Here is an 18,203-nt window from a genome sequence, read left to right as displayed (position 1 = left end):
CGCCGGCCCGGCCCTTACGACCGGTAGGGGTGGTGGGGGCCGTGGCCCGGATACGGCCCCGGGTGCGGCCCCGGATACGGCCCCGCTCCCGTCGGGTAGCCGTAACCGCCTGGTCCGTGACTGGAGGGTCCCTGACCGGGCCCGCCGTAGCCCGGCCGACCGTAGCCCTGCCCGCCGTATCCGGGGTGCCCGGGCCCGTGGACCCCGTACGCCGGCCACGGCGGCACGGCCCACGGGACCGGGGGCGCCGTCATCCGGGCCGCGTGCTCCAGGGCGGGACGGGCGACGTCCTTGCGCCGCCAGAGTTCGTTGAGCAGTTCCCGCTCCCGTACGACGAAGTCGGCGCCGGCCCGGCCGAGGCTCCCCCGGTGCCGCAGGAACGCGAGGGAGGTCGCGTACGCCTCGTACCGCGCCACCTCGCGCGCGGCGGGCTTGCCCAGGTACCGGCGGGCGTGGTCGCGGGCCAGCCGCCGGGCGCGCATCGAGCCGAGCGCGTACGGCTCCCCCGGGGCGAGCCACCCCGCGGCCGCGTAGGCGGGCAGTTCCTCGCGGACGGTGCCCAGTTCCCGCTGGCGCGTCCACACCACCAGCCAGGTCAGCACCGCGAACGCCGGCACCATGAACGCCCCGTACACCGCGAGGAAGCCCCACTCGCCGAAGGAGGCCGAGCCGTTCCAGAGCGCGTGCATGACCATGGCGAGCAGCAGGCCGGCCAGCGGGAACAGGACCCGGCGGGCGCGCCGGCGGTGCCCGGAGAGCGCGGCGACGCCGAAGCCGATGCCGGTCAGGACCGTGAACAGGGGGTGCGCGAACGGGGACATGATGATGCGCACGAAGAAGGTCGCGGCGGTGACGGAGGCGATGCCGCCGTCACCGGTGAGCTGGTCGGTGCCGAAGGCGTTGCCGAGGTAGAGGATGTTCTCGGTGAACGCGAAGCCGGTCCCGGTGACGCCGGCGATGACGACTCCGTCGACCAGCCCGGTGAAGTCCCGCCGGCGGAAGAGGAAGACGAGGAGGACGGCGGCCGCCTTGGCGGACTCCTCCACGACCGGGGCGACGACCGTCGCGCCCAGGGTGTCCGCTCCGGCGGGGTCGGCGGTCGCCGTGGCTATCCAGCGGGTGGCGAAGCTGTTGGCGACGATCGCTATCAGCGCCGCCGCGCAGGCCCCCCACGCGAACGCGAACACCAGGTTCCGCCAGGGTCCGGGCTCGACCCGGTCGAGCCAGCGGAAGGCGGCCACGAGGAGCGGGACGGGCAGCACGGCCAGTCCCAGCCCCACCAGGAACCCCTGGGTGCCCGTCTGTTCGCGGACCAGGGCGAGGATCACCAGCCCGGACAGGGCGAGCAGGGTGATCAGGGCGCCGTACCGCACCCAGGTGTGCTGCCACCAGTGCGCGTGCCGGATCCCACCGCCCTCCGGCACCGCGCCGGACTGCGGCGGCTGCGGCGGCTGCGGGGGCTGTGGCGGGTGCGGCGGGTACGGAGGACTGGTGGCCACGGCATCGACCCTAACGAGGGAGAGGACGGCGGTGGAGGGGGTCGGGGGGAGGAGGCATCGGCTCGAAGGCGGGCGTGGGTGCGGGCGTGGCTGTGGATGCGGGCGTGGCCCGGGGGCGGTGACCCGGGTGGCGCGGGTGCTCGGGGTCAGCCGTGCTGTACGCGACGGAACAGCAGATCGTTCACCACATGACCCTTGTCCAGGCCCTGTCCCTCGAAACGGGTGAGCGGCCGGAACTCGGGCCGGGGCGCGAAACCGCCGTCCGCCTGCGTGTTCTCGAAGCCGGGGTGCGCGGTGAGCACCTCCAGCATCTGCTCCGCGTACGGCTCCCAGTCGGTCGCGCAGTGCAGCAGCGCGCCCGGCCTCAGGCGGGTCGCGGCCAGGGTGAGGAACTCCGGCTGGATGAGGCGCCGCTTGTGGTGGCGCTTCTTGGGCCAGGGGTCGGGGAAGTAGACGCGCAGGCCGTCGAGGGAGTCCGGGGCCAGCATTTCGCGCAGCAGGATGATCGCGTCGCCGTTGCCGACCCGGACGTTGGTGAGGCTGTCGCGGTCGGCGAGGTTGAGCAGGTTCCCCTGGCCGGGTGTGTGGACGTCGACGGCGAGGAGGTTGGTGCCGGGGGCGGCGGCCGCCATCTGCGCGGTGGCCTCGCCCATCCCGAAGCCGATCTCCAGGACGACGGGGTGGTCGTTGCCGAACAGCTCGGTGAGGTCGACGCGGTGACCGTCGATGTCGAGCCCCCACTTCGGCCAGAGCCGTTGCAGCGCGTCGGCCTGTCCCGTGGTCACCCGGCTGCGGCGGGGCTGGAAGCTGCGGATCCGCCGCTCGAAGTGCGAGCCGGCGGGGTCGGCCTTGGGGCCGTCCGGGAAGCGGGGCTCGCCCTTGGCGCGGGTGCGGCGGAGGGACTCGCCGGGGGCGGGTCGGGAGTCGGGGGTGTTCAGGGAGTCAGACACAGTGGGGCCGATTTTACGTGCGTGGGTGGACGGGGTGGACGGGGCCGGGGCGGGGGTGAGCGTGCGTGCGCGGTGGGGATCAGTCGTCGGCCAGCGCCCCCAGGGCCCGCCGGGCCACCTCCCGGCCGATCGGCAGGGAGGCCGTCGCCGCGGGGGAGGGGGCGTTCAGGACGTGGACGGTACGGGGGCCCTCCCGGATCAGGAAGTCGTCCACCAGAGTGCCGTCCCGCAGCACCGCCTGGGCCCGCACTCCGGCCGCCGCACGCACCAGGTCCCCGTCCTCGACGGCCGGCAGCAGCCGGCGCACGGCGTCCGCGAAGGCCGCCCTGGACAGCGACCGGCGCAGCTCGCCGGCGCCGTGGCGCCAGTGCCGTCGGGCCAGGTGCCACACCCCGGGCCAGGCCGCCGTCGCCGCCGCCTCCCGCGGGCGTACGACACCCCGGCCGTACCCCTCCCGGGCCAGCGCCGGGACCGCGTTGGGGCCGAGGTGGACGCTGCCGTCGACGCCGCGGGTGAGGTGGACGCCGAGGAACGGGAACGCCGGGTCGGGGACCGGGTAGACCAGGCCGCGCACCAGCTCGGGGCGCGCCAGCTCGTAGTACTCGCCGCGGAACGGCACGATCCGCATCCCGGGCTCGTCGCCGGTCAGGCGGGCGATCTCGTCGCAGTGCAGACCGGCGCAGTTGACCAGGACGCGTCCCCGGACGATGTCGCCGCGGGCGGTCAGGACGGCGACGCCGCGGCCGGGGCGGCGGTCGACGCGGACGACCCGGGCGCCGTGGCGGATCTCCGCGCCGGACGCCTCGGCCAGCTGCCGGGCGACCGCCGTGAAGTCGCAGACGCCGGTCGTGCGCACGTGGATCGCCGCGAGGCCGCGGACCTCCGGCTCGTACTCCGTGATCTGCGCGGGGCCCAGCTCCCGGACCGGGATGCCGTTCTCCCGGCCGCGCTGGACGAGGGCGTGCAGGCGGGGCAGCTCGGAGCGGTCGGTGGCGACGATCAGCTTGCCGGTGACGGCGTGCGGGATGCCGTACTCCGCGCAAAACTTGATCATCTCGGCGGCGCCGCGGACCGCGTAGCGCGCCTTGAGCGAGCCCGGGCGGTAGTAGATCCCGCTGTGGACGACGCCGCTGTTGCGCCCCGTCTGGTGCCGGGCGAGCCCCGGCTCCTTCTCCAGTACGGTCACGCGCGTACCCGGCGCGGCCCGCGTGATCGCGTGCGCCGTCGACAGGCCGACGATCCCGCCGCCGATCACCAGCACGTCACAGTCGTAGCCGACCGCCCGAGTCCCCGGCACCTGCCGCGCCACCTGCACCACCTCCCGGCTTCGATAGTGCACTGCGCCACTGACAACGGCTTGAAACCCCGGACGGTCCCCCGCACCCCGTGTCCCGCGTCTCACGGACGCGCCGCACGGGGCCCCTGCATCCCACGGGGCCCGACCGTCCCGCCGACGCCGACGCCGACGCCGACGCCGACGCCGACGCGGTCCGGACCGGTCCGGCGTACCGTGAGGCGGCCCGGCGCCCGCGGCCCGGGGCCCGGTGCTTACGCGGGTGCCATCAGCAGGGGCCGGGCGCGCTCGCGCAGCTCGACCACGCGGGGCTCGTCGCCGTACGGCTCCAGGCGGTGCAGGAGGTCCTTGACGTACTCGGTGGTGCGGGCCGACGAGATGCGTCCGGCCACCTCCACCGCGCGCACCCCCTGCTCGCAGGCCGCGTCGAGATTGCCCGACTCGAGTTCGGCGACCGCCGAGACGACGAGCCGGAGCCCGTGCGAGCGCACGTATTCCTCTGTCGGTTTCGACAGCGCCTGCTCCGTGAAGCGGCGTACCTGGCGTGGTGCCTTCAGGTCGCGGTAGCACTCGGCGGCGTCGGCGGCGAAGCGGTCGTAGGAGTAGAAACCGAGCCACGAGGGGTCGTGGTCGCCCTCGCGGGCCCTCTCCAGCCAGCTCTCGGCGGCCTTCAGGGCCGCGCCGGCTGCCTGGGCGTCGCCCGCGCGCGCGTGGGCGCGGGCCTCGACCAGGCGGAAGAAGCTCATGGTGCGGGCCGTGGCCAGGCCGCGGTTGCGTTCCAGGGCGGCCTGCGCGAGGTCGACGCCCTCGTCGCCGAAGCCGCGGTAGGTGGCCTGGAGGGACATCGATGCCAGGACGTAGCCGCCGAGCGGGACGTCCGCCGCCGCGCGCGCCAGGCGCAGCGCCTGGATGTAGTACCGCTGCGCGGCCTCCTGCTGGCCGGTGTCGAAGGCCATCCACCCGGCCAGCCGGGTCAGTTCGGCGCTCGCCCCGAACAGGGCGCGGCCCACTTCGTCGGAGTACGCGCCGAGCAGCAGGGGGGCCGCCTCCACCCGCAGGCACTCCGGCACCATCGACGAACGCCAGTCGCCGCCTCCGTACTTGGAGTCCCAGCGCCTGGCGTCCTCGGCGGCCTCCCGCAGTTTCTGCACGTCGCTGTGGCCGACTTTGAGCGGTGCGCCGGAGCCCTCGGCGGAGTTCACCTCGCGCGCCACCGAACTGTCGGCCGGGGTTATCAGCCACCGTGAGGCGGGCGTCGCGTAGGCGCTGACCGCGAACGAGCCGGCCAGCGACTGCCAGATGCCGCCCGAGCCGGCCCGGCGGCCGGCGAGGTCGAGGCGGTACAGCTCCGTCGCCGAGCGCACGGCCTGACCGACGTCCCGGGGGAAGGCGAGGCCCACTTCGGGCGCGGGGTCCGCGTCCGCCAGGCCGATCTCGTGGAGCGGCACCGGGCGGCCGAGCTTCTGGCCGATCGCGGCCGCGATGAGGTGCGGAGCGGCGCCCTGCGGCACCATGCCCTTCGACACCCAGCGCGCCACCGACGTCTTGTCGTAGCGAAGAGTCAACCCGCGTTGGGCGCCGAGGTCGTTGACGCGTCGCGCGAGTCCGGCGTTGCTGATTCCCGCGAGGGCGAGAACGGCGCCGAGCTTTTCGTTCGGCCCGCGTTGCTCCCTGGACATTGCGCCACCCCTCGACACAGACGGCTGCCGCGCTGGCATAACCACGCGGCATTCGTAAACCCAGCGTAGTTCGCCGCATCCCAAGCGTTAAGGGGCATTCTTCCGGATGGCGGGATTGTGGCACGTACCAAAGTGCCGGCATCGGTACGCACCGTCGCGGCGTGCTCCCGCTGTGTGGCCGTGCGCCCGCCCGTGCGCTCTTCTCCGGCCATGGGGGGAGCGGTTCCATGGGTCGTGCGTGGGTCGGCCCGCTGTACTGGATCCAGTGGGCTGGGGGACACCGCCGCCACCATCCCCGCGGGCGGCGGAACGGTCCGGGAGGCGGGCTCCGTCTCCCGGACCGGCGCGCCGTCCGGGGCGCGCGCCTGTGTACGGAGCGTGTGCGGGTCCGGTCCGACGACGGCCCGCCGTCCGGTAATTGGCCGAAAATCGACCCCGTGTTCTGTGGGTGAATTCGCTTCCCACCATGGAAATCGAGGGCGCGCGGGGCGTTTTGGGGGAGCGTTTCGGGGGCGCATTCGCGTCGCACAGGCGAGGGCATGCGCGGTCACCAGCGCCCCGCGCGCGCGAGTGCCCATGGTCCCGCAGGTCGGCGCGGGGGCGTTCACGGGGGCGCACTCCGGGGATCTCAAGCGGCGTCACCTCCTTCTGCGGCGCGTTCTTCGTGGCAGCATGTGAACCGTTCGTGCGGTGCACTGGTTTGTCCACAGCCTGTGGAGGCGTCGATGCGGTGGTTGGTGGGATGGAGCAGCGCCGCCGCGGGAGGGACCGGTCCCGGCACCGTCGGAGCGGGGGGCTACGGCGGCGGGTACGCCGGCCGCGGCGAGGACGCCGGGCGCATCGGGTACGACGGCGAGACGCTGCACCCCGTGGGCTCCCAACCGCTGTGGGGCGACCCCGATCCCCTGTGGGCGGTCGGCGACTGGCGGCCCGACGAGGTGCGCGTGGTGCGGGCGGACGCCCAGACCCGGATCGCCGTGCTCGGCATCTGCGGGGCGACGGACGAGCAGCTGCGCGTCGGACTGTTCGCCGCGCGCGGCGGGGCGCTGCGCCATCTGACGGCCTGGCCGGGCAGCTACACCGCGATCGTCCAGGTCGGCCGGCGCATCACCGTCTGCGGTGATCTGGCGGGCGCCCGCCCGGTGTTCCACACGCCGTGGGCGGGCGGCACGGCGTACGCGACGGCAGCGCTGCCGCTGGCCGACCTCGTCGAGGCCAACCTCGACTTCGGCCACCTGGCGGCCCTCCTCGCCGCCCCCGACGTACCGGCCGCCGTGCACGACTCCACGCCGTACGACGGCGTGCGGCGCGTTCCGCCGGGGCACGCGTTGATCCTGCGCGCCGGGGCGCGTGAGATCGCCGGGTACGAGCCGGTCGCCTCCCTCGCCGTGGCGGCGCCCCCGGCCGATCCGGACAGCGCGGTCGACGCCGTGCGCGACGCCCTCGTCGAGGCGGTACGCGCGCGTCTGTCGGCGCCGCGGCACGTCCCCGACATCGACCCCGGGCCCGTCCCCGGCATGGGCCCCGCCGAGCGACGGGCCGCGCGCGGGATGCCGGTCCCGGGCATCGGCGCCGACCTGTCCGGCGGTCCCGCCTCGGGGACGCTCGCGCTGCTCGCGGCCGGTCTGCCCGGCCGGCCCGGCACGCTCCTCGGGCACGGCACCGGCGCCGGCGAGCGCCTGCTGGCCGTCACCTTCAACGACCTGGCCGTCGGCGGCCACGAGGCCGAGGTCGAGCGGGCCGGCACCCTCGCGGCCAACCCCCGCCTGCACCACGTCGTCGTGGCCGGCGGCGAGGAGACCCTGCCGTACGCCGACCTGGACGGCCCCCTGACCGACGAACCCGGCCCGAGCCTGGTGACGGCCGCCCGCCACCGCGCGCGCCTCGCGGCGGGCAGCGCCGACCACTTCACCGGACACGGCGCCCGCCAGGTCCTCGACGCCCACCCCGCCCGCCTCGCCGACCTGCTGATGGACCGCAAGAGACGCCACCTCGTCCGGCCCGTCGCCGCCCTGACGAAGGCGGAGGGGTCCGTGCTTGTCCCCGCGCGCGTGTACGGCGCCGCCCGCCGGCTGGCCCGTACCCCGTACGGGGCGGGCGTGGAGGGCCTCGCCGAACGGCTCCTGCACCGCCGCTTCGACGATCCCGCGGGCGCCGCGGGCGCCGTGGGGGCCTCGCTGGCGGCCCTCGCCTGGGGCGGGCCCGGTCCGGCCGCGCGCTGGCTGACCGGAGAGGCACTGGCTGAAGTATCGGTTCGCCTCCAGTCCATGGCCCACCGCGCCGGCGTGGGCCCCGGCCAGCGTCCCGGCGACTACCGCGCGCGTGCCGCCCTCGCCCGCCACGCGGCCGATCTGCGCGTCCTGGAGCAGGCCGCCGAGATCCGCTCCCAGCGCCTGCACGCCCCGTTCCTCGACAACCAGGTCGTGCGCGCCTGCCGTGCGCTCCCCGAGACCCTGCGCGTGCAACCGGGGGCGCGTGCCGCGATCCTGCGCACCGTCCTCAAGGGCTCCGGCGTGGCCGACCTCCCGCCCGGCTGGGGCGCCCCCTCCCTCGGCTCCACCACCGCCGCGGCCCGTGCGGGCCTGCGCACGGCCACGGACCCCGTGCTGGCCCTCTTCGACGCCCCCCTCCTCGCGGAGGCGGGCCTGATCGAGGCCCGCGTGGTCCGCAAGGCCCTGCGGAGCGCGGCGGCGGGTGAGCCCCTCCCGCTCGACGGCCTGGCCGACCTGGTCTCCCTGGAACTGTGGCTGCGCCGCCTGCTGTCCCGCCGCGGCACCTGCTGGACGGGCACCCCGGCCCGCGCGCGTGCGGTACCCGCGGGGATCGCTCCCCAGAGGCGGGCGGTCTCCTCCGGAGGCTGAGCGGACCGGGGAGGACTTCGCCGGGCCCTAGGAGCAGGTGAACCCGGACTCCGCCCAGTCCGCGAGCGTGAGCGTGTCGAGGGGGTCGTGCGGCTCGACCACCAGCCGGACCGTCCGGCGCCCGGTGAGGTCCACATGGACGGGGACGGCCGGGTCGCCGCCCCCGACCACGGGGGACGTCCAGAGCCGGTCCCCGTCGGCGTGGACGGAGAAGGTGACCTTGCCGAGCTTCCCCGTGAGGTCGTCGACGCCGACCACGGCGTCGTACGCGGTGCAGGCGCGGTTGAGGTCGACGGTGACGGAGGAGTCCCCGTGGACGGTCACCCCGCGCGCGTACCGCCGGCCGGCGACGGACAGCTCGGAGCGCTGCCAGACCCAACTGCTGCCGCCCAGGCGGATCTCCGGCCCGGTGCCGTCGCCGACGACGTCGAAGGGCAGCTCGTCGAACCGGTGGACGGCCGGGGCCGGCGGCGGTGCCGGAGACGGTGCGGAGGTGGGCGCCGGATCCGGGGCGGGTGTGGGCGCCGGATCCGGGGCGGGTGTGGGCGTCGGGGTGGGGGAGGGGGTCGGTGTGGGGGTGGGCGTCGGGGTCGTCTTTCCGCCGGGCCGGGACGTGGGCGCCGGCGTCGGCGTGGCGGCCTCGGCCGGGACGATCACCGCGGGGGACGGCGTGGACTCCTCCGGCGCGCGGGTGGGGCGGGGCGTCGACGCCGGCGTGGGCTGCTCCGGCAGGACGGCCGGGACGGAGGTGGGGGGATGGGCCACGGGCTGCCGCGCGGGGCTGTCGTCGCCGACGAGGCCGAGGGCCACCGCCGCGGCCGCCACCGCGACCACGCCGGCCGCGACACCGGCCTTCACGGGCCCGCCCAGCCCCTCCGAGGCCGCCGTACCGCCCCCGGCGCCCGAGGAGCCGCCGCTCGCCGCCGCACCGCCCCCGGCGCCCCACGCGCCCGACGATCCGCCGCCCGACGCGGCGGCACCGCCCGCCACGCCCGCCGCCCCGGCACCGCCGGCGATCAGCGCGGCCGCCTTGGCATATCCGGCGGCCCCGAACCAGCCGATGACCGCCACCGGCACGACGGCGGGGATGCCTCCGGCCACCTCCTCGATCTGGAGGGCGGCCAGCCGGCACCTGGCGCACTCCTCCAGGTGCTTGCGCAGCCCCCGTTCGGCGCGGGTGCGCAGTCGGCGGCGGGCGTACGTGCCGAGCTGGTCGGCCCACCGGGCGCACTCCCCGTCGCCGGTCAGGGCGGCGTTGACGTGGGCCTGGAGGTAGGCCTGCTTGAGGCCCTCACGGGCCCTGCTGGCCAGTACGCGGGTGCCGTTGGCGTCGAGCCCGAAGAGCGTGGCGACCTCGCCCGGCGACTCGTCCTCGACCTCGGTGTGCCACAGCACGGCCTGCCAGCGCTCGGGCAGCGAGCGGAAGGCCCGCATGGCCATGGACCGATCGGCCTCGTGCATCGCGCGCACGTCCGCGCCGAGGTCGAGCGCGTCGCTGTCGGAGACCTCGGAGGACCGGCCGGACTGCGCTGCGAACACCGCGAAGTCGTCCACGAGCTGTTCCCGCTTCGCCGACCGCGTCCAGTCGGCGGCGACCCGGCGGACGGAGGTGAGCAGGTAGGCGCGGACGGCGTGCTCGGGGCCGGAGCCGCGGCGTACGGCCTGGAGCACGCGGGCGAAGACCTCGGCGGTGAGGTCGTCGGCGGTGTGGGCGTCCCGGCAGCAGGTGCGCGCGTACCGGCGCACGGCGTCGGCATGGCGCCGGTACAACTCCTCGTACGCCGTGTCGTCGCCCGAGCGCATCCGCCCGATCAGGTCGGCGTCGGCCGGCGGCGCGTCCGGCGGCGGCAGGACGCTGTCGTCCGCCCGCCACTCGCGCTGTGCCGGAACGCCGACGCCGTCCGGCGGCACGGCCGCGGCACCGCGGCCGCGGGGGACGCCCGGGCGTCCGCCCTGGCTGGGCACCTGCGGTGCGAACCGGCCACCCGCCTCCGCGCCACCGTCGCCCGGTGACCCGTCCCGCCCCTCAACGCTCATCGCGGAAAGCCCCCGCCGCCTGCCCAACCGGTCCCGACCACCGGCTCAGAGTGCCATATCGGCCATCGTCCGGGATGCCCGCTGACCGGGCCGCCCACCCGGCCGCCTCCCGTCCGTCGGGGGCCGGCCGCACTCCAGTGCGGGAATTCACCCGAACGGGGAAGGTTCGGCTGCCGCGCTCGGCAGAGACGCCGCGCAGCCTGCCGGACGCGCCGGTGTCGGAGGACGGAGGAGGAGCGCCGGAACGCCCCGCCCCACCGTCATCCTTTCGAGTCGCCCACGTCTTCCGCCGCCGTTGACGAATCCGGCTGTCACCGCTGACGGGGCTGGTCCACCACCGTTGACGGGCCTGTTTCGCCGTCGCTGACGGGCCGGTCCCGCCACCGTCGACGGACCTGTCCCGCCGCGGCTGGCGGATGCGGTCCGCCACCGGCGAGAGAGCGCCGGCAGGCCGACGTCGGCGAAGTCAGCCCGCCGCCACCGGCGAAGTCAGCCCGCCGCCACCGGCGGAACCGGCCGCTGTCACCGGCGGAACCGGCCGCTGTCACGGACGAAGCCGGCCCACCGTCGTCGGCCGAGCCGGCCCGCTGCCACGGGCGGAACCGGCTGCCGTCCCCGACGGAACCGGCCGACGACGGAACCGGCCGACGACGGAACCCGGCCGTCACCGGCGAAGCCGGCCCCCGCCGTCACCGGCGAAGCCGCCCCGCTACCCGACCGGCCGCGACCGCAGCCCCTCCAGCAGGATGTCCAGCAGCCGGGCCGAAGCGGCCGCCTGCTGGGCCGCGTCCGGCAGTGAGGGCGCCGCCGTGGCGATCACCAGCAGGACGTCCGACACCGACACGTCGGGCCGCAGTGCGCCCGCCGCGCGCGCCCGCTCCACGAGCTGGCCCACGACGTCCAGCAGCGCTGCCGCCCCGGTGTCGTCCACGGGCGCCGGACCGCCCTCCTCGGACACCAGCCGCAGCTCACCGCCGACCGGCTGGGACCGCTGCTGCGGCACCCGCACCGCGTCGGCCGGGGATTCCTCGGCGCCGCCCTCGTCGGCGACACCGACCCTGAGCACCTGCGGCGGCAGCAGCCGCCCGGCACCCGAGGCCACCGACGTCCGCAGGAACCGCGAGAGCGCCGACCACGGCTCGTCCTCCTGGCCGAGCGCCGCCCGTGCCTGGTCGGTCAGCCGGGAGGTCTCCTCCTCGGCTATCCGCCGCACGAGCACGTCCTTGCTCGGGAACCGCCGGTACACGGTCCCCACGCCCACGCGGGCGCGCCGCGCCACGTCCTCCATCGGCGCGCCGTACCCCAGCTCGCCGAAGACCTCGCGCGCCGCGCGCAGCACGTGCTCCAGATTGCGCTGTGCGTCCACGCGCAGCGGCGTGGTCCGCGGGCCGTCCCCGCGTCCCGTGCCCGCCGCCGCGCTCACCGCGCCGCCCGGTGCAAGGGCGGACGCGGACGACCAATGCCTGTCCTGAATGTGCATGAATGATCCCCCGGTAATGACGTCTCCCCCCGGAGACTCTCCCCGCCATCGAAAAGCCGGGGCGATGGAACCGGGAGACCACGACCGCCCGGACCCGCCCGTCGCGGACCCGAGGAGCGCCTCCCCCTACACCCCGTCGACACACGAACATAGTTGAGCGGGACTCAATTCAGAAGGGGCAGGTTCCGCACGGAGCGCCCCCCGATCGGAGTACGCGGCGCATACGTCCCGATTGCGCCTCTCCCCGCACCCCGGCGCACACCGGTTGACCTGCGCCGCCGCACTCCACAACGGTGTTTCGGCCAACCCGGTGCCCGCCCCGCTCCCGGACAGCCGCCGTGCCGGGGCTGTGGACAAACTCCGGCGCCGGGTGCGTCATGGGATGGTGAAGGAACGTGCGCGCATTCTCGTTGTCGGCGGCGGCTACGTCGGGATGTACACGGCCCTGCGGCTCCAGCGGAAGCTCAGAGGGGACATCGGCCGGGGCGAGGCCGAGATCACCGTCGTCACCCCCGACCCGTACATGACGTACCAGCCGTTCCTGCCCGAGGCCGCGGCCGGCGCCATCTCCCCCCGCCACGTCGTGGTCCCGCTGCGCCGCGTCCTGCCGCACTGCCGGGTCGTCGTCGGCGAGGTCACCGCCGTGGACCACGCCAAACGCACCGCCACCCTCACCACCCTCGCCACCGAGGAGGAGGGCACCGGGCCCCGCCAGATGGCGTACGACGAACTCGTCCTCGCGCCCGGTTCCGTCTCCCGCACGCTCCCCGTCCCGGGCCTCGCCGACCACGGCATCGGCTTCAAGACCGTCGAGGAGGCCATCGGCCTGCGCAACCACGTCATCGAACAGATGGACATCGCCTCCTCCACGCGCGACCCCGCGATCCGCGACGCGGCCCTCACCTTCGTCTTCGTCGGCGGCGGCTACGCGGGCGTGGAGGCGCTCGGCGAGCTGGAGGACATGGCCCGCTACGCCACGCGCTACTACCACAACGTCAAGCCCGAGGACATGAAATGGGTCCTCGTCGAGGCATCCGACCGGATCCTGCCGGAGGTCGGCGAGGAGATGGGCCGCTACACCGTCAGCGAACTGCGCCGCCGCAACATCGACGTCCGCCTCCACACCCGCCTGGAGTCCTGCGCGGACCGCACGGCCGTCCTCAGCGACGGCGCCCGCTTCCCGACCCGTACGGTCGTGTGGACCGCCGGTGTCAAACCCCACCCGCTGCTCGCCGCCACCGACCTCCCCCTCACCGACCGGGGCCGGCTGAAATGCACACCCGAGCTGACCGTCGAGGGCGTCACGCACGCGTGGGCCGCCGGGGACGCAGCCGCCGTCCCCGACGTCACCGCCGCCGAGCCCGGCGCGTACACCGCCCCCAACGCCCAGCACGCCCTGCGCCAGGCCAAGGTCCTCGCCGACAACATCGTCCGCTCCCTGCACGGCGAGCCCCTGCGGCCGTACGCCCACAAGTACGTCGGCTCGGTCGCCTCCCTGGGACTGCACGAGGGCGTCGCGCACGTCTACGGACGCAAGGTGAAGGGCTACCCCGCCTGGTTCATGCACCGCGCCTACCACCTCAGCCGCGTGCCCACCTTCAACCGCAAGGCGCGCGTGCTCGCCGAATGGACGCTGTCGGGCCTCTTCAAACGGGAGATCGTCTCGCTCGGTTCGCTCGAACACCCCCGTGCGGAGTTCGAACTGGCCGCGGGGGGAAAGCCTTCTGCCGACCGGAAGGACGACCGGAAGGGCCTCCGGAAGGACGACCGGCGGGAGAACGGCCGGGACGACGGCCGGGAGAACGGCCGGGACGGCCGGCTGGACACCCCCGAGGACGACTCGAAGGACGACCCGAAGGGCGGCTCGAACAGCAACCCGAACGGGTAGTCCTGACCGGATCCAGGAACTCCACCCGCCGCCCCGGCGTCTGACGAATGTCGTCCCGGACGGCCACCCTGCCAGACAGACTGCTGACCCATCCCTCCCCGAGCCTCCCCCGACCCTCCCGAGTCCTTTCCCGAGCCCTTTCCCGAGCCCACGGCGGGCCCCCGCCCGCCCCGCACCACGACGAGGCTGTTTCCACGTGCTGCATTTCCCGGGTGTGCTGCGACAATGTGCGGCCACCGCCGCGCGGCCCCCGGAGCCCAGGCCGGGCCCGGAGCCGGCCGACGACGACTACACGAGGCAAGGAATCGTGAACTTCACGCGCTGGAGCGCCCGGCTCCCCGGAACACAGCGCCGCGCCAACGCGCGGGCCGAGCACACGGTCACCACCACCGACCGACGCAGCGAGGGCTCCGTGCCCGCGGCCCGCGCCGAACGGCTCACCGACGAGCCGCCCCCGGTCCCCGCCGTCGACGAACTCCCGGTCCGCGAGGTCCTCGACCGCGTCCCGGCCCTCGTCGCCCTCGTCCACGGCCCCGACCACCGCCTCGCCTACGTCAACGGCGCCTACACGGCGGCCTTCGGCGTCCGGCCGCCCGGCGAACCGGCCGCCGAGGCCCTCCCCGAGCTGCGCGAGCTGGGCCTGATCCCGCTCCTCGACCAGGCCCTGCGCAGCGGCCGGCCGCGCACCCTCAAGTCCCGCAGGGCCCCCGACGGCCGCTCCTACACATTCACCTGCACCCCGGCCGCCGAGGACAACGGCGAGGGCGCCGTCCTCATCTTCGCCACCGACGTCACCGACCACGCCGAGGCCGCCGAACGTCTCAGAGCCAGCGAACGCCGCCAGCGCGAGACCGCCGTCACCCTCCAGCGCTCCCTCCTCCCCCAGGAGCTCGAACAACCGGACGACCTGCGCATCGCCGCCACCTACCAGCCCGGCGGCACCGAAGCCGCCGTCGGCGGCGACTGGTACGACGTCATCACCCTCGGCGGCGGCCGCACCGCCCTCGTCATCGGCGACGTCATGGGCCGCGGCGTCCGCGCGGCGGCCGTCATGGGGCAACTGCGCACCGCCGTCCGCGCCTACGCCCGCCTCGACCTGCCCCCGCACGAGGTCCTCCAGCTCCTCGACGGCCTCGCCGCCGAGATCGACGCCAACCAGATCGCCACCTGCGTGTACGCCGTCCACGACCCGAACGAGGGACGCCTGGTGTACGCCTCCGCCGGCCACCTGCCCATCCTCGTCCGCGACGAGACCGGCACCGTCCGGCGCGCCGACGAACCCACCGGCCCCCCGCTCGGCACCGGCGGCTGGATGCACGCGTCCGGCACGGTCCCCCTCACCCCCGGCTCCACGGCCGTCCTCTACACGGACGGGCTGGTGGAGCGCAGGAACGAGGACCTCGACGAGGGCATCGCCTCCCTGGAGCGCGCCCTGGCCGGCGCGACCGGCACCCCCCAGGTGATCTGCGACCGCCTGGTCCGCTCGGCCGGCGTCACCGCCGACCACGACGACGACGTCGCCGTCCTGGTCCTCCAGCACCCGCACCGCACCGGCGCCGACGGCGAGCTGTTCCGCAACGCCGCCCTGGATCTGCTCGGCGGCGTGGAGGCGGCCCCCCGCGCGCGTGCCTTCGCGTCCGGCGTCCTCACCAGCTGGCGCTTCCCCGCCGACCTGCACGACCTCGGCGTCCTCGCCACCAGCGAGCTCGTCGCCAACTCGCTCCAGCACGGCACCCCGCCCATGCGCCTGCGGCTGCGCCGCACCGACCGCCGCCTGATCATCGAGGTCACCGACGGCGACGACCACCTGCCGCGCCGCCGCCGCGCCGAACCGGGCGACGAGTCCGGCCGCGGCATCGCGATCGTGGCCACGATCGCCTCCGGCTGGGGCAGCAGACGGACCCCGGGCGGCGGCAAGGCGGTGTGGTGCGAGTTCGTCCTGCCCCGCACGACGGACTGACGACGCCACGGCCCGTGAACAGCACGGAGGCGGCCGTCGTCCACGACGACGGCCGCCTCCGCACAGCCTCATAGCGCCCTCACGGCACCCTCATGACGGCCTCACGCCTCGGCGCCGACCGGCTCCGCGGCCGCCCCGCCCCGGGCCACCACCCGGTTCCGCCCGAGCCACGGCTGATCCTGCTCGACGGTGAGCCGCCGCCCCAGCCGCACGGCGAGGACGCTGATCCCCAGCGAGAACACCAGGAACGTCACCACGTACGGCCCGTGCAGCGAGGCACCCATCGGCCCGCCCACAGCCGGCCCGATCGCCAGCGCCAACTGCTTGACCAGCGCGAACGCCGAGTTGTACTGGCCCGCCAGCCCGGCCGGCGCCAGATCGGCGACCAGCGGCGCGACCGTCGGCGACAGCATCGCCTCGCCCAGTCCGAACAGCGCGTACGTCGACACGAAGGCCGCCGTCGCCATCTCCCGGCTGCCGTGCCCCAGCCCCGCGTACCCGGCCACGGCCCATGCCACGGCCCAGATCAGACCCACCGCGGCGATCACCCGCGACCGCTTCTGCCGCTCGACGAACTTCAGGACGGCGAACTGCGCGACGACGATCATCGCCGTGTTCGCGGCGAGCGCGGTCCCGAGCGCGGACGTGGAGATCCCCGCGGCCTCGACCCCGTACGCACTCAGTCCCGACTCGAACTGTCCGTAGCAGGCGAAGAACAGCACGAACCCCAGCACGCACAGCTGCACCATCGCCCGGTTCCCGAGCAACTGCCTCCAGCTCCCCTGCGAGGATCCCCGCGGAGCGTCCCCGACCCGTGGCGCGTGCGGCATCCGCACGGTCGCCACCACCGCGGCCAGCAGCAGGAACATGGCCGCCTCGATCGCGAACAGCAGCGTGAACGACGACACGCGCGTGGTGTCGACGAGGTGCCCGCCGATCAGCCCCCCGACGCCGAGCCCCAGGTTCTGCAGGAAGAACTGCGTCGCGAACGCCCGCGACCGCGTCTCCGCGGTCGAGCAGTCCACGATCATCGTCGCGAGCGCCGGCTGCATCACGGCCTGCCCGGCCCCGAGCGCGGCCGCCGCGGTCAGTACGGCGGTGGCGCTGCCGGCCAGCCCCAGGCCCAGCGCGCCCACCGCGGCGGTGACCAGGGCGGCGATCAGGACCGGCAGCGGGCCGCGCCGCACGATCGCCCGACCGGCGAACGGCAGCACGATCAGCGCGGCCACGGCGAAGACGGCGAGGACGAGCCCCGCGGTCACCGCCCCCAGCCCCCTCACCTGCGCCACGTAGACGTACAGATAGGGGACGGTGAAACCGAGTCCGAACGCGCTGAGTGCGTTGCCCACGTGGATCCGGCGCATCGCCGCGCCCATCGCCCTGGTCACGTTCACCTCTCTCAGGTAGTCGCTCACTGGTGGGGAAGCTCAGCTCTTAGAACCGAAGACTTCGAAGATAAACTTCAAGGCTAAACAGTACACCTCGAAGAACTTCAACGCGAACGACCCGCGTGCGATACTGACGCCCATGGGCGACACCTCCGGCAGCACCGGCATCGGCAGCGAGCCGACCCTCGAAGAGCAGATCGCCGCCTACCAGCGCGAGTTCCAGGACCTCGACCCCCAGGTCGAGAAGATCGTCTCGGCGCTGTCCCGCCTGAACCGCCGCATGAACGTCGCCTACGGCCGCCAGACCGCCGCCCTCGGCATCAGCAACGCCGAGTGGGAGGTGCTCAAGGCGCTCGTCCTCTCCGGGGCTCCCTACCGCCTGGGCCCCAGCGACCTCGCCAAGCGCCTCGGCCTCACGCCGGCCGCCATGACCCACCGGATCGACCGCATGGTCGCCGAGGGACTGGTGACCCGCGAGAGGGACGAGTCCAACCGGGTCCGGGTCATCGTGGAGCTGACCCCCGAGGGCCGGGAGAAGTGGCTGGAGGCGATGCGCCTGGCGACCGTCTTCGAGGAGGACCTGCTCCAGGACCTCTCCGCGGAGGACCGCACGGCCCTCGGGGACGTCCTGACCAGGCTGCTGCGCCGGGTGGAGCACGCCCAGCCGGACGCCGGCGGACGACTCACCGACCTCGATTAAAAGATCTTGACAGGGGGCGCTTGACACCCCCCCTCCCCGATCCGTAAAGTTCTTCGGGTTGCCGCGGAGCCGTAACGGTTCTTCGACAGCACCTCCGCCGCTGAAGCGGCACCTCACACCACAGCAAGATCTCCCCACGGGACTGAATTCGGCGCGCCCGAATGCAATTCGAATTGGGGTCGGCGGCTCGATTAGCGCTCGCCGGTACTGATCCGCTAAGGTTTGAGACGTCGGAACGGCCAACGGCCGGGAAGGCAACCCCCTCTGACGGGGAATCAGACGCCGAAAGGATCTGATAGAGTCGGAACCGCCGGAAAGGAAACCGCGAAACAAAAGCGGGAACCTGGAAAGCACCGAGGAAATCGGATCGAAAAAAGATCTGATAGAGTCGGAAACGCAAGACCGAAGGGAAAAGCCCGGAGGAAAGCCTGAGAGAGTCTCTCGGGTGAGTACAAAGGAAGCGTCCG

General features: G+C 74.5%; 11 protein-coding genes. 4 read left to right on the top strand and 7 right to left on the bottom strand.

Translation table 11 applies throughout. The annotated features are described in order from the left end of the window. Nucleotides 1-14: 14 nt before the first annotated feature. The 4 genes from ACZ3KJ_RS05370 to ACZ3KJ_RS05355 form a co-directional block, all read right to left on the bottom strand. Nucleotides 15-1,499 carry a PrsW family intramembrane metalloprotease gene (locus ACZ3KJ_RS05370; protein ID WP_467524842.1) on the bottom strand — a complete coding sequence of 495 codons (1,485 nt, stop codon included), beginning with the start codon at nucleotides 1,497-1,499 and terminating at the stop codon, nucleotides 15-17. 146 nt (nucleotides 1,500-1,645) lie between these two features. Further along, nucleotides 1,646-2,449 (bottom strand): tRNA (guanosine(46)-N7)-methyltransferase TrmB, encoded by an 804-nt coding sequence (gene trmB, locus ACZ3KJ_RS05365; protein WP_467524840.1) that lies wholly within the window; start codon nucleotides 2,447-2,449, stop codon nucleotides 1,646-1,648. A 79-nt stretch (nucleotides 2,450-2,528) separates the two neighbouring features. Beyond that, complete coding sequence (lhgO, locus tag ACZ3KJ_RS05360) at nucleotides 2,529-3,788, bottom strand: L-2-hydroxyglutarate oxidase (RefSeq protein ID WP_467524838.1); 1,260 nt, start codon at nucleotides 3,786-3,788, stop codon at nucleotides 2,529-2,531. 209 nt (nucleotides 3,789-3,997) lie between these two features. Next, nucleotides 3,998-5,422 carry an MFS transporter gene (locus ACZ3KJ_RS05355; protein WP_467524836.1) on the bottom strand — a complete coding sequence of 475 codons (1,425 nt, stop codon included), beginning with the start codon at nucleotides 5,420-5,422 and terminating at the stop codon, nucleotides 3,998-4,000. A 725-nt stretch (nucleotides 5,423-6,147) separates the two neighbouring features. Between ACZ3KJ_RS05355 and ACZ3KJ_RS05350 the strand changes: the two genes are divergently transcribed. Then, a complete protein-coding gene (locus ACZ3KJ_RS05350) occupies nucleotides 6,148-8,283 on the top strand; it encodes an asparagine synthase-related protein (protein ID WP_467524835.1) in 2,136 nt (711 codons plus the stop codon). 27 nt (nucleotides 8,284-8,310) lie between these two features. Here the strand turns inward: ACZ3KJ_RS05350 and ACZ3KJ_RS05345 are convergent, their stop codons facing one another. Both ACZ3KJ_RS05345 and ACZ3KJ_RS05340 read right to left on the bottom strand, forming a co-directional pair. Beyond that, complete coding sequence (locus ACZ3KJ_RS05345; RefSeq protein ID WP_467524833.1) at nucleotides 8,311-10,320, bottom strand: sigma-70 family RNA polymerase sigma factor; 2,010 nt, start codon at nucleotides 10,318-10,320, stop codon at nucleotides 8,311-8,313. A gap of 709 nt (nucleotides 10,321-11,029) precedes the next feature. Beyond that, a complete protein-coding gene (locus ACZ3KJ_RS05340; protein ID WP_467524832.1) occupies nucleotides 11,030-11,800 on the bottom strand; it encodes a TetR/AcrR family transcriptional regulator in 771 nt (256 codons plus the stop codon). Between the two features lie 382 nt (nucleotides 11,801-12,182). On the opposite strand from ACZ3KJ_RS05340, the gene ACZ3KJ_RS05335 reads away from it, so the two are divergent. Both ACZ3KJ_RS05335 and ACZ3KJ_RS05330 read left to right on the top strand, forming a co-directional pair. Beyond that, nucleotides 12,183-13,688 carry an NAD(P)/FAD-dependent oxidoreductase gene (locus ACZ3KJ_RS05335; protein WP_467524831.1) on the top strand — a complete coding sequence of 502 codons (1,506 nt, stop codon included), beginning with the start codon at nucleotides 12,183-12,185 and terminating at the stop codon, nucleotides 13,686-13,688. 307 nt (nucleotides 13,689-13,995) lie between these two features. Beyond that, nucleotides 13,996-15,648: an ATP-binding SpoIIE family protein phosphatase gene (locus ACZ3KJ_RS05330; RefSeq protein WP_467524829.1), complete on the top strand. Its 1,653-nt coding sequence runs from the start codon at nucleotides 13,996-13,998 to the stop codon at nucleotides 15,646-15,648. Between the two features lie 101 nt (nucleotides 15,649-15,749). Here ACZ3KJ_RS05330 and ACZ3KJ_RS05325 read toward each other — a convergent pair whose 3' ends face one another. Beyond that, a complete protein-coding gene (locus ACZ3KJ_RS05325) occupies nucleotides 15,750-17,024 on the bottom strand; it encodes an MFS transporter (protein ID WP_467525731.1) in 1,275 nt (424 codons plus the stop codon). Between the two features lie 151 nt (nucleotides 17,025-17,175). On the opposite strand from ACZ3KJ_RS05325, the gene ACZ3KJ_RS05320 reads away from it, so the two are divergent. Continuing rightward, on the top strand, nucleotides 17,176-17,736 hold the full coding sequence (locus tag ACZ3KJ_RS05320) for a MarR family winged helix-turn-helix transcriptional regulator (RefSeq protein WP_401692503.1): 561 nt from the start codon (nucleotides 17,176-17,178) through the stop codon (nucleotides 17,734-17,736). Nucleotides 17,737-18,203 lie beyond the last annotated feature (467 nt).

The organism is Streptomyces sp. NPDC003248, from assembly GCF_055563235.1.
This window is presented reverse-complemented; position numbering and strand designations above follow the sequence as displayed.